At 39.9% G+C, this 13,127-nt stretch carries 10 protein-coding genes; 6 read left to right on the forward strand and 4 right to left on the reverse strand.

Annotated elements, in window-relative coordinates:
- The first annotated feature begins 9 nt into the window (after positions 1-9).
- Together srlE and AYR53_RS03405 are read left to right on the forward strand one after the other, a co-directional pair.
- Complete coding sequence (gene srlE / locus AYR53_RS03400; RefSeq protein ID WP_068225856.1) at positions 10-1,023, forward strand: PTS glucitol/sorbitol transporter subunit IIB; 1,014 nt, start codon at positions 10-12, stop codon at positions 1,021-1,023.
- A 16-nt stretch (positions 1,024-1,039) separates the two neighbouring features.
- Positions 1,040-1,414 (forward strand): PTS glucitol/sorbitol transporter subunit IIA, encoded by a 375-nt coding sequence (locus AYR53_RS03405; RefSeq protein WP_068279412.1) that lies wholly within the window; start codon positions 1,040-1,042, stop codon positions 1,412-1,414.
- A gap of 317 nt (positions 1,415-1,731) precedes the next feature.
- Here AYR53_RS03405 and AYR53_RS03410 read toward each other — a convergent pair whose 3' ends face one another.
- Positions 1,732-2,880: a helix-turn-helix domain-containing protein gene (locus AYR53_RS03410; protein WP_068279410.1), complete on the reverse strand. Its 1,149-nt coding sequence runs from the start codon at positions 2,878-2,880 to the stop codon at positions 1,732-1,734.
- 211 nt (positions 2,881-3,091) lie between these two features.
- Between AYR53_RS03410 and AYR53_RS03415 the strand changes: the two genes are divergently transcribed.
- Positions 3,092-3,514: an ArsC/Spx/MgsR family protein gene (locus tag AYR53_RS03415; protein WP_068225853.1), complete on the forward strand. Its 423-nt coding sequence runs from the start codon at positions 3,092-3,094 to the stop codon at positions 3,512-3,514.
- Positions 3,515-3,613: 99 nt separating this feature from the next.
- On the opposite strand, the gene AYR53_RS03420 is transcribed toward AYR53_RS03415, so the two are convergent.
- Positions 3,614-6,010 carry an NAD(P)H-dependent oxidoreductase gene (locus AYR53_RS03420; protein WP_068279407.1) on the reverse strand — a complete coding sequence of 799 codons (2,397 nt, stop codon included), beginning with the start codon at positions 6,008-6,010 and terminating at the stop codon, positions 3,614-3,616.
- Between the two features lie 209 nt (positions 6,011-6,219).
- Here AYR53_RS03420 and AYR53_RS03425 point away from each other — a divergent pair, with 209 nt between their 5' ends.
- From AYR53_RS03425 to AYR53_RS03435, 3 genes are all read left to right on the forward strand, one after another.
- Positions 6,220-7,158: a LysR family transcriptional regulator gene (locus tag AYR53_RS03425; RefSeq protein WP_068279404.1), complete on the forward strand. Its 939-nt coding sequence runs from the start codon at positions 6,220-6,222 to the stop codon at positions 7,156-7,158.
- Positions 7,159-7,264: 106 nt separating this feature from the next.
- Positions 7,265-8,443, forward strand: a complete 1,179-nt coding sequence (locus AYR53_RS03430) for an MFS transporter (protein WP_068225850.1) — start codon at positions 7,265-7,267, stop codon at positions 8,441-8,443.
- Between the two features lie 498 nt (positions 8,444-8,941).
- Entirely contained in the window at positions 8,942-9,808 is an 867-nt protein-coding gene (locus AYR53_RS03435; RefSeq protein ID WP_082920426.1) for a glycosyltransferase, read from the forward strand.
- On the opposite strand, the gene AYR53_RS03440 is transcribed toward AYR53_RS03435, so the two are convergent.
- Both AYR53_RS03440 and AYR53_RS03445 read right to left on the reverse strand, forming a co-directional pair.
- Positions 9,766-11,535, reverse strand: coding sequence for an ABC transporter ATP-binding protein (locus tag AYR53_RS03440; protein ID WP_068279398.1), 1,770 nt, complete (start codon positions 11,533-11,535; stop codon positions 9,766-9,768). The genes AYR53_RS03435 and AYR53_RS03440 overlap by 43 nt on opposite strands.
- A 170-nt stretch (positions 11,536-11,705) precedes the next feature.
- Complete coding sequence (locus tag AYR53_RS03445; RefSeq protein ID WP_068279396.1) at positions 11,706-12,899, reverse strand: MFS transporter; 1,194 nt, start codon at positions 12,897-12,899, stop codon at positions 11,706-11,708.
- Positions 12,900-13,127 lie beyond the last annotated feature (228 nt).

A 13,127-nucleotide genomic window follows, 5' to 3' on the forward strand; every position in this document is an offset into this window, starting at 1 on the left:
AAATTAATTATGGCTTGGAAAAGTATAAAAATCACTAAAGGCAGTGGCGGTTATGGTGGGCCACTAATTATTACACCGACTGAACAAAAACATCAATTTATCTATGTTACAGGTGGTGAACGACCGAGTATTGTTGACCGCATCGAAAAATTGACCGGTATGAAGGCCGTTGATGGTTTCAAAACATCGATTCCAGATGAAGAAACGGCACTGGCAATTATTGATTGTGGCGGTACGTTACGTTGTGGTATTTACCCTAAAAAGGGAATTTTAACGGTCAACGTTTTGCCAACTGGTAAAAGTGGCCCATTACAGAAATTTATTCACCCGGAAATTTATGTTTCTGCTGTTACCGATAAACAAGTTGCCTTGGTTGATGATAGTACAGAGACGATCGCAACAACTGCAGTTACGGCGCCAATTTCGGAAACTGAGGAAACCACAGCGCCTAAATATGATTCCAGTAAGAAGCTTACTGAGCAGCTACACCACACTAGCTTTATTGCCAAGATTGGTACTGGCGCCGGTAAAGTTGTGGCAACTTTTAATCAAGCTGCTAAGGAATCAGTTCAAACGGTTATCAATACAATTATTCCCTTTATGGCTTTTGTGGCATTACTAATCGGGATTATTCAAGGATCGGGAATTGGTAAAATTTTTGCGAAATTAATGTCGCCACTGGCCGGTAACGTAGTTGGGCTTTGTGTCATCGGGTTTGTTTGTTCGCTGCCATTTCTATCACCGTTGCTTGGGCCAGGAGCAGTTATTGGCCAAGTTATCGGAACGTTAATTGGTTTAGAAATCGGTAAGGGCACAATTCCACCACAGTATGCTTTACCAGCATTATTTGCCATTAATACACAAAATGGCTGTGACTTTATTCCAGTTGGTTTAGGTTTAGAAGAAGCAGATTCTAAAACCGTTGAAGTGGGGGTTCCATCGGTACTTTATTCACGCTTTATTAACGGGGTTCCGCGAGTTTTAGTTGCTTGGGTAGCTAGCTTTGGTTTGTACGCAAAATAAAAGGAGGTAGGTTAAAATGGAAAGTGTTAAGACGACAATTTTTGAAACGACAGTTACTGAAATTGGTGCTGAAGCAAAGGGCTTTAAAGAAATCAATATGGTGATTTTCTTTGGTAAAGAGGCTCCGGACGCGTTACGTTCTTCTTGTTACTTGATTAATGTTACGCCGGTTAAGGAAACACCGAAGCCAGGAATGACACTCTTAATTGATGATCAAGCGTATACAATTACGGCCGTCGGTAATGAGGTCATGACCAATTTAAGTAATCTTGGGCACATTTCAATTGTATTTGACGGTTCAACCAAGCCTGAATTGGCCGGAACGATGTACGTTGAACAGAAGGCCTACCCGGAAATTAACGAAGGGTCGAGTATTCAAATTTTAAAATGAAAATAAAATTAAGGTTTTACGTACGTTCTAGTGAAGTGCAGCGTTCATATCTAAATTATATCGCTATTAAAAATAATATTTATGCCGCTTGGCCACTGAATGACACGTGAACAGACTCAGTTAGGTTCCATTCCGTCTTGTTCCAGTTAAGTTTTGGCGTTCTGAAAATTAGCTAATAGTTTTAAATATGGTTGCTACGATGCACTAGAGTAATGTTCGGAGATAGTAAAAGGCCGAGACGAAAGTCCTGGCCTTTTACTATTTCTGATCATTATTCTAGAGCGTGCGCCAAAACTGACTTTTGCCCCACTTCCTTGCTACTTCCTTTGTTTGCGGTATTCAGAAGGTGTTTTACCGGTATATTGGCGAAAGACGCGGGTTAGGTGGCTAGGATCAGAGAAATTTAACATCAGAGAAATTTCTTGCACTGAGCGAGTTGAAAATTGTAGTAGGTAGCGTGCCTCAGTGATTTTATGCTTTAAAATATATTGTTTTAAGGTTAATCCAGTCTTACTCTTTGTTAATCGAGATAAGTAAGTTGCGTTAACATTGAGCTTTTGGGCAATAGTTGCGACAGTGATTGGTTGATAGATGTGTTGTTGCAAGTATTGCTCAATATTGAAAATATAAGGTGACTCTTGTTGACGATAACGAATCGTCAATTTGGTGTAATAGGCAACGATTTGACGGGTGAAGTCTTTATAATTGGTTAAATCAACTTGCTTTTCGGCCTCCCGAATTAATTTATCCCCTTTAAAATAGGATTCACCAGAAGGAACACCAGCGGCATTAGCGGCTCGAGAACTAATAACGACCGTTACAATGATGAATTCTTTAACACGTTTTATCGGATCAGAGCTAAGCATACCGACGTATTCAGGTACTTGAAGCAGGTAGTCAATCAATGCTTCAGCACGTTGTAAATTTCCGGCGGTGATTGCTTCTAACATTAGTAATTCATGTTTGTAGAGCTCATCCATGTCGTAGTAATGCGTTGTTTCGTCAGTTTTAAGTTCTTCCAGCAAAAGATCACGCATTGCGTAGTGCGTAACAAGCGAATCAAGTCGCTGGGTTAAATTCAATTTAACTGGTGAAGGAACGTGGTAGAGTGCTAGGTAAAGTGTGGCCGCCAGATTGTTTGCATCGGATTTGTCCGTTACTGTATGAACAAAATTTGCTGAATCAAGGGGAATGAAACAGAGCCAAGTGCCGCTTAGTTTGTTTTTTTCTAATTTTGGAATTGCTAAAATTAAAGCGTTAGTGCGCTGTAGTCTAAATATTTGTGGTTGCTTTGACGTAAGTACTTTGCCGTAGTTCTTAATTTCTTGTTGATTTAAAGTAATCGCAGTGTTTCGCTGCATTTGCGATGTCAGCTGCCAGCCAGGAATACTAAATTCAAAAAATGAAAAATTGAATAAGCGACTGAATTGTTGCATAAGTAGTAATTTATTAGTTGCTTGGGACATTTATTTCTCCATAGTAATAACTTGTGAGTTAGTGACAGAATGAAATCACTTTCATTATACTAGAAATCTAAGACTAGTTGGGGGCCGATTTAATTTAGTAGAATACGTTCTATTTTAAATAATTAATTATAAATTATTTAAAAATCCCTTGCATTTGGTTGATATTAGTCTATTCTTGGGTGTAACAATCTGTAATTAAGGGGGCACCTGCATGATTACAATGTATTTTCACACTAGTGATCCGGCAAAAAATAAATTAATGAAGTGGTTTAAGCAACAGCACTTAGAATTTAAACTACGTAACATTATTCAAAAACCGTTAACTAAAGCAGAGTTAACCCATTTATTTTTAATGGCAACGGGTGGAACAGATGATTTAATTGCCAAAAAGTCTAAGGTAGCAAAGTCGACACAACTTGACAATAATTTAACCTTTAATGAATTAATCGATACTGTTTTAGCGACGCCACAGCTTTTAAAGAATCCAGTTGTTTTTGATGATAAGAACATTGTTGCTGGCTATAGCTTGGAAAAAATTGGTGTCTTTATTCCAAAATCACAACGAAAACTAGAATTAATGGCTTTATTTAACCGAATTTATCCAAAAGGACCTACACAGTCGCTGTCATTTTAATGATTGAACGAGTTTAATTTGACATAACTCTGTTGCAAGCAACAATTATATAAGTTATTTAGACCGCTTTTTATTTGGTACATTAGTTAATCGAGTAAATTAATTGGTTGCTTTTGCTTTGGTTAGCGCATTTTTAACAGCACTTTTAATGGCGTTACTAGAAGCGGAGGCGCCTGAAATAGCATCCACTGTATAACTATTTGCGGCAACTATTTTGGCGGGTAACTGTTCTACGGCCGCTTTACCAACATCTTCACTTTCACTTTGTTTGACAACTTCAACATTTTTGATTTGCTGGTCGGCATAGGTCACGCGGACTACCACCTGACCACCAATTCCGGTATCGCTGACACCCAAATATTGATTTACGCCAACACTAATGTCTTTTAGCGAATCTTCAGGAGCTAGGTCGTTACTGCCTAAATCAACTTTAGTGTTAAGAGTCGTTGGTGCGCTGACCGCTGTCGTTTTTTCTTTAGCTGCATTTTCACCAGCAATTTTACCGAAAATTAAACATTCGGCAAGATTACTACCACCGGCATATTGATTGGCATTAGCGCCGCCGAGTTCACCGGCTCCGTATAAGTGGGGAATGGGTTGGAGTTGGGTGTTTAAAATTTCAGCGTTAGCGTTTCGCCGTGGTCCACCCTGGGTATTGAGCATTCCCGATTCCAGTTTAACTGCGTAATATGGACCGGTAGTTAAAGCCCGCATCATTTTAGCGGCACGGTGTTGACTGTAATCGTGGCCAGTTTTGGCAAAAGTATTAAAGTCAGCGACTGTTTGTTGCAAGGTTGCCGCATTGAGATTTGTCTTTTGGGCCAATTCAGGTAAATTAGCGGCCTGAATGACACGTTCAAAGAAATCTTGTTCAGGTAACTGTTTGGCGGCCTTAAATTGGTCAAATTGAACTTGGTCAAAAATCAGGTAAGGGTGGTCTTGGGCGGTTGGAATACGCCAAGTACCGTGACTGTACAAACGACCGTGACGATTTGCTTCGTCCTCACGGAAGTAGCGACTACCATCATCACCAACAACAAAAATACTACCAGTATAAAGATCTTTCCATGGCGCTAAAATTAATTTACCACGTTCACCAGGGTGAGTTGCAAAGGTCATTCCTGAAAGTAGGCCTAATCCTTCGTAACTCTTCATGTGCCACATATCGGCACCAATTTCTTCGGCCATTTTAATGCCATCGCCTTGATTATAAAGTGTTCCGATTGGTGCCAAATGTGGAGCACCTAAATAGTCTTGGATTGCTTGTTTATCCGTTTCAAAGCCACCACAAGCTAGTACAACACCATTTTTAGCCTGAATATTAACACTTTGGCCATTGCGCTTAATGGTAACGCCAGTGATTGTTTTAGTCAGCGGGTCCTGAACCAAGTGCTGTGCAGGAGAAGACAGCCAAACATCAATATTATTAGTGCGATCAACAACGTGTTTGCGGAGATTTTTCCATAAAGCAGCGTCAAAAAAGCCTTCGTGAACCATGCTGAGATCAAAAGTATCAGAACCGGGGAATTCAGGGTATTCTGGAGCCAAACCCTTTGCGACTTCACCGTGACTTCCATTTTTATAGGTGTCATTGTAGCTGACTGGTTCCACGTCTAGATAATTCTTAAAGTAACTACGCATATTAATCATGCCCTGAACGTAGGTTTGTAGCAGCGTATCATCTAGATCAATTGAACCTAACATTGCCTTATAATAACTAAGCATTTTAGTATAATCCGTTCCGGTTGCAACGACTTGGCCGGCGTAGCGAACGTTACCACCTTCGTGTCCTTCTGGAGCAACATCGGTTAAAAGTACCTTGGCGCCGTTATCTGCGGCAAAACGTGCAGCTGTAGCACCGGCGGCACCGAAACCAACAACAATGACATCATAGGCACCATTCCATGTAATTTGTGATTTTTGTGGTAATTGTGTGACCTTCTTTTGGTATTTCTGATTAATTAAAGTTGTGAAATCTAAGTAATTGTTAAAGCAGCTTTCTAAAAAGCTAATTGTTTGTTGATCCTTTAATTGATGTTGCTCATCAAAGGCAGCCTTAACGTAATTTAATAGAAATTCGTTACCCGGTTGCACAAAGGCACCTAAACCAGGTGAATCCAAAATTTGGCGTAAATGTTGTTGCGCACGGGAAGCACCTTGGGGTCCATAAGAGGCACCAACAATCATAACTGGCTTCTGGTTAAAAGGATGCAACTCGCAAGACAACCATTCTAAGACACTCTTCAAAGCGGCTGGAATTGAATGATCGTATTCCGGTGTTGCAATGATGACACCATCTGCAGAGCTGATTTTAGCGGCCAATTGAGTGATACTAACAGGTGGTTGCTTGACGATATTTTCATTAAAAAGTGGCAGATGATTAATTTCACAAATTTCAATTTCTTGCTTAGGACCAAAGTGAGTCTGCATGTACTGTAGTAACTGCCGGTTATACGAAAAATCAGCGTTAGTACCAACGATACCGATAAATTTCATTAGAAGAACTCCCTTACATTTAATATGCGATTATTGGTATGACAATTATTTGTTGACTAAACATTAATTTTAAAAGTGCTTATTTATTAAGCAAGTAAGCATTTTACAACTTCATTATTAAACAAATAAACTAATTTGTGAAATAATTATTTTATACTAAAAGTATGCTATTATTGGCATAAGTTGAGATTAAAAAAGGAGTGCCCGCTATGACACCACTTGAAAAAGATAAACAGTTTATTTCAATTCTGGAAGCAGTTCCCAAACTCGGTAACATTACTGCCGCTGCGGAAATGTTATTTATGACGCAACCAGCATTGAGTAAATTAATTCACCAGCGAGAGGAACAACTAGGTGTTAAGTTGATCGATCGGCGGCATCATCCGTTACGGTTAACTTATTCGGGGGAGTATTATTTACACCGTTTACGACATATTGTGGCCCAGTATGATTCTTTATACCATGGCCTAGCAGTCTTGAATGAAGCTGGGCACGGGCGTCTAACGATTGGCGTTACCCAATCGTTAGGTGAGCAAATTTTGCCCCAGTTATTACCTGAATATCACGCTACTTACCCTAACGTTGATCTGCGGCTTGTTGAATACCCCAGCAGTGAGGTTGAAACTGAGTTGATTAATGATAATTTGGATCTTTACATTGGTGTCTTACCAATTGATAACAGTCAGATTCATTATCAGCTATTATACCGGGAGCCAGTTTGTCTAGTCCTGTCACCTAGCCATCCAGCTTATCAAGTAAAACTTAAAAAGTTGTGTTTGATTAATAGTAGCCATGATTTGATTGATAATCAGCCGATGATTATGGAAAATAAAAATTCGGGGTTCCAACGATTTATTGATCAATATTTAACTAAGAATAATATTTATCCCAAAGTGATTTTACGAACGGCCAGTCTCAATACGGCAATAAAACTAGTACAACATAATTTTGCCGCCGCAACTTTGGTACCACGGTCCGTCTGGCAAAGTCACCCAAACAAGGCGCCATTAAATACATTTCAATTAGCAACTGAAGAATTACAGAGTGAGACGTTTATTGCTTATAAGCGTGATCGATTATTAACTAGCCAGGAAAGGGCCTTGATTGATTTGGCAATTAAATGGGGCCAGCGCGCTAGGTTAGGCTAATGTTTCGTAGGTCTACTGTATTTTATAGCGCCAATTGGTGGACAACAGCACGCTATTATCGGTATACTGGCAAGTATTGTTTTTTTATGTTGAAGGAGTGGGTGACGTGACAAAAAAGGTGAAACGCGCTATTTTTATTTTAATTTTTAGCGAGTTTTTGGTGTGTTTGGGAATTAGTTTGGTTATTCCAGTTATGCCGTTTATTAAAAATGAACTTCATTTATCGGCCACTGATATTGGAATTATGAGTGCGCTGTTTGCCTTAGCGCAGTTCATTGCTTCGCCGGTGATTGGTCGTTTATCCGACCGAATCGGGCGTAAACCAGTTTTAGTCAGCGGATTATTCTTATACATGGTTTCGGAAGTTTTATTTGCGTTAACCAATCATCTCTACATGTTTAATCTATCACGCATTGTTGGTGGTTTGTCAGCGGCAATGGTTGTACCGACTGCGATGGCAATGGCCGCCGATATTACGACGCGAAGTCAGCGGGCGCGGGTTGTGGGCTGGTTATCAGCCGCTTTTAGTGGCGGATTAATTTTGGGGCCCGGAATTGGTGGTCTGCTTGCCAAAATTGATTATAAGGCGCCTTTTTGGAGTGCTGGATTTTTAGGTCTGCTGAGTATGATTGCGCTAATTACTTTATTACCCAAAGAAGATGACCTACTAGCGCCGGATATTGTGGCAGCCCGGAAAACTAAGAGTACAAAAACGGGAGTTAAGTCATTTTTGACTAAACCAATTATTTTATTGTTTATTATGATCTTAGTTTCATCATTTGGGTTACAGGGGTTCGAAAGTATCTATAGTATTTACGTTAATGAAGTTTTTCACTTTACGTTAAACAATATTGCCTTAGTGTTGACTCTAAATGGGGCAATTTCGTTGATTATGCAAGTGGCACTGTTTGACCGGTTAGTCGTGCTTTTTCGGGAGACCAAACTGATTCGTTACTGCTTCTTTTTTAGTTTTGCGGGTACGATTTGGATTATTTTGGCCCATTCTAAATGGGAAGTTGTTGTGGCAACTTTGATTGTCTTTTCGTCTTTTGATTTATTGCGACCGGCAATTACGACCCTGTTAACTAAGGCCAGCACAACTAGTCAGGGTCTGATTAACGGGTTAAATATGTCGCTGACTAGCGTTGGTAATGTGATCGGGCCAATAATGTCAGGGATGTTATTGGATATGAATTATCATTATCCTTACTTAGTGGTCACGGTATTCTTGGCAGCATCATTCTTGTTAACTTTTCAAATTCACATGACAACGCAGCGTGATTAAACATAGCGGTCAAATTAGTTAGTGGGTAAGGCCTGTTCCCACTAGCTGATTTGGTCGTTATTTTAGTTAGACTGTGTTTTTGGAAAATATTAAGCAAACATGTGCTATTCTTGAAGCGGCGTTTGACGAGCCTAAATATTGTTTCACGTGAAACAAAAATAAAACTTGTGAATGCCGGCCTCAATTTAATACTAATTAATTTGTATTTATCCTTATTGCTACGACAGATTAAAAAGATAATCTTTTTTATACTTGGATTGTGGTTTGGCTGTTGAATCAAAAAGTAAGCAAGTGTTATTTGGTTGAAAAATCAGAAATTAATAGCCTATCAGTAATGTCTAGAACCTAGGTGCTTTTCCAAACATTCCCTAGCCTGATTTTAATCCTCCCCTAAGTTAAATTTGCGCCATATCTGCTATACTAACAATCGGGATCGACTCACGTAGGAAAAAATTATCATGAACGTGAGTCATTATTGACTGGAGGGGGCTGTTTGTTATCCAAATTCTTTACTGTGGCAACGACCAAATGTTTCGAGGCGTTTTACTTTCCGTATTGTCGCTTTTGAAGAACACATCTGAGCCTCTTGAAATTTATATATTAACGGCTGAATTACAAAATAAACATCACCAATCGATTGAGTTTACGGAGAAACACGCCAATTTTATCAACGAAATTGTGACGCGGCATAACGAGAAAAATGGTGTGACCAGAATTGATATTACCGACCTCTATAATGCCTATTTACCAACCGCTAACACGAGCACAATGTTTACGCCATATAGCATGTTACGACTTTATGCGGATCAGATTCCAGAACTTTCTGGTCGAATTCTGTATTTGGATGCGGATGTACTTTGTCGGCAACCATTCGCTGATTTTTACCATCAATCTTTGGTCAATACTGAAATCGTGGGCACGTTGGATTATTATGGGCGCTGGTTCTTTCATCACCAATGGCGTAAATTTGATTACCTCAATTCGGGCGTTTTACTGTTGAATTTGAATTTAATCAGGCAAACTCATCTATTTGAAAAATGTCGCAAATTGTGTAAAAAAAGACCGATGATCATGCCTGATCAATCGGCCATTAACAAATATTCAAAATTAAAACGAATTACGGACCGGCGGTATAATGAACAGCACGGCAGAGTCAAGGATACCGTTTTTCAACATTTTTCCGCGAAATGGAAATTTTGGCCCGTTATTCATACTGAGTCAATTAAGCCCTGGGAAATTGATAAAGTGCATCAGCGGATGAAGATTCACGACTATGACGATCTTTATGAAGTGTACCAAGGTTTACTCAATCAGTTGCCAGATTATTCTGTAACTGGTTCGACTTCTTCTGATTTTGCAAATTGATTGTTAAAATACTGCCGGTAGAGTGGGTGACTTTTTATTAGTTCGTTGTGGGAACCATGACCGCTAACACGGCCATTTTCGATAAAATAGATCTCGTCTGCATCGATAATGGTATTAATTCGGTGGGCGATGATTAGCGTTGTCCGTCCGGCCATGAGGTCTTGTAGCGCTCGTTGAACCATGACTTCTGATTCAGGATCTAGGCTAGCGGTTGCTTCATCAAGCATGAGTAACTGGGGGTCCCTTAAGAAAGCGCGGGCAATTGATAAACGTTGTCGTTGCCCGCCAGAAATATTAACGCCATTTTCACCAATTTCGGTTTCAAGTTGTGCTGGCATTTCTAATACAAAATCTTTTGCGTACGCTAATTCTAAAGCTCGCCACTGTTCTTCATCGGTGGTGGGCTTTTTTAGTCCGTAAGTTAGGTTATAGCGGATGGTGCCAGTCATGGTGTCCGCGTTTTGGCCAACTAAACCAATTTGATCGCGCCAATTGGCCAGATTTAAATCAGTTAAGTCGGTGTCACCAATGGTAATGGAACCGGTATTAGGACGGTAGAAACGTTCTAATAAACTAAAAATAGTTGTTTTCCCGCTGCCAGAAGGGCCGACAAAAGCGACGACAGAATTTGGTGCCGCCTTAAATGAAACATCGTGTAAAATTTCTTGATCAGTTTGATAAGAGAAAGAAACGTGATTCATTTCTAGGATCCTATCATTAGCATTAACTTTAACGCCAACATTGGTCCTTTCTTCGGCCACATCAAGTAATTCTTGAATTTTACTAGTCGAGCCGCCTGTTTTAGCAACGTCGGATAAGAACTGGCCAAGTGTGGTAAAAGGAACAACTAACTGAACTAGATACATTAGAAAGGCCATTAAAGTTCCACTAGTCATCGTGCCGTGACTAATGCGGAAGACACCGTATGAAAGCACGCCAACTATGAGGGCGAGCATAAGCACTCCGGTGGTTGGCCCCACAATTGAGTCATAAATTGCTTCACGAACGCCTAATTTGTAAAGTTTAGACATTTGCTTTTCACCACTCAATTTTTCGGTTGCCATTGCGTCTGATGATTTTACTAAACGCATTTTGGTCAATACTTCACTGACCTTGGCGTTTAATGAAGCTATGGCGTTCTGACGTTTATGGGCTACACTGTAAGATCGGCGGAATACAGGCAATAAACAAAATAAAATGAGTGGGACAACAACAAACATGATAAGTGTCATTCGCCAGTCCATGAACAACATTAAAAGCATGGCGCCTACAAGTTGGAGTATGGAAGTGATCATTCGGGGTAATGAGTTCGCTAACAGGTCTTTAACTTGAGTTGAATCGTTAGTCAACCGTGATGCGATTTGGCCGGATTGATGTTGATCTAAATAATTGATCGGTAGAACCAAAATCTTATTCCATAGTCGGTTGCGTAATCGATAAACAACATCTTCACCAAAAACGCCAAGCGAGGTTCCGGAAAAAGCACCTAAAATAATACTAAAAACAAACAATAAAATAACCGCAATCAAAAAACCAGTATTTAGATGATGCGGAATTTGGTTGAGAATGTTTCGTGCTAGAAGTGGAACTGCAAGCTGTAGGGCCGCAGCAAATGCGCCTAGTAGTATGCCGCAAATAAACAACCAGTAGCGTGGTTGAATCAGCTGAATTAGCTTTAAAAAATCCTTAATGTGAAGCCTTGAAGTTGTTTTTGAACGTGAGTGCATGAGTGCGTCTCCTAAAATAGATTTGCAGAACTAAAATAACGCATTGTTAGTGGTTTTACAATAGCTTTAAAATTATATAGTTCACTTTAGCAGTTTCATGGAAAATAACGGTGCTTTAAAAATCCAGAAACTTTGGCAAATTAGTAAGCACCGCTATTTTTGCTTACTATTTACGATAACGTTTCCGATTTAAATAAAGTTTGCTGGGTTAAAATAATAACGCCAACGCCGGTTAATAAAGCTGCTAGAGCGATAACCAGCCAAATAATGGGTAGCCAACTGCCTAACTGTGTTTTTAGAAAACCAAATGCAATTGGACCAGTGGCGGCTAGCAAGTAGCCAAAAGATTGGGCCATCCCTGATAAATTTGCGGTATCTGTAGCGTTAGTGGTTTTCTTTTGAAAAAAGATAATTGCAATACTGAACGCCGCACCAGAACTAGCACCCATTAATAAGGAAAATAGCGCGGACCAGCCAAAGGATTGACTACCGGCCAAAAGCCCGCAGGCCCCACCAATAAAGCCAAAACCAACAAAAGCTACAACAACGGCCATTCCGTGCGGCCTTTCGGAAACTAAAGGGACCACTAAGGACAAAGGTAGGAGACTGATTTGAAAAATGGTCGCCAGATTACCGGCCTGAATAGTGCTAAAACCAACGCTGGTAAATAAGGTTGGTAGCCAGGTCAATAAAGAATAATAAAGTAAAGATTGTAGGCCAAAGAATAACGTAATCCACCAAGCCAACCCTGCCCGCCACACTGATTTATGGGTCGTGGTTTGCAGTTTGGTAGTCGTATTTTGATTTGGCATTTTTTTCAAATTAAATAGCCAAACGAACAGGCCGGCCAAGCCAACTAATGAAAGTATGGCCATCGAACCCATGAGTGAAATTTTATTAGCTAAATAGCCAGAAAAGCCGGTACCTAAAGAAGCAATCAGCCCCATCGCAACCGTATATTCAGTCGTTTTAATCGCAATTTTTGCTGGAAATTGTTCCTTAATAATTGCCGGGAGTAGGACGTTGCCACCAGCAATACCAATTCCAATCAGGCTAGTTCCAATCATTAACGCCCAAATGGTTGGAATAACGCGCAAATAACTACCAGCGGCCAATAAAATGAGAAAGCCAAAGAGAACTTTTTCGTTACCAAGGCGTTGACTGAGTCGTGGCGCAAACGGGGAAATAAGGGCAAACATAAGTAATGGAATAGTTGTCAGAAAACCCGCCAGTGAGGCCGGTAACCCTAAAGTCTGTTTTAAGTTAGTGAGTAAGGGTGGCAGCATCGTAATTGGTAGCCGCAGATTGGCGCCAACTAGAATCAGACCAAGTGTGAGCCAGCGGTTAGTAATTTTAGTATTCATACTAATAGTTTCTCCTTTATTGCGTCTATCTATATGAGTACATCATAAATTAAGTGGCGGGTTTTAACAAAGTTAATTGTTTGTAGCGGATTAGCAAAATGTTTTTAAGTACGTTTCCACTAAATTAGTCAGGAAAATACTAACGGAGGTAACTTCCAAATATTTCTGCGGATACGAAAAAAATAGTTGCTTGTAAATTAAAGCACAAGCGTTTAAGATTTAAAATGA

The organism is Loigolactobacillus backii, from assembly GCF_001663675.1.
GTDB lineage: Bacteria > Bacillota > Bacilli > Lactobacillales > Lactobacillaceae > Loigolactobacillus > Loigolactobacillus backii.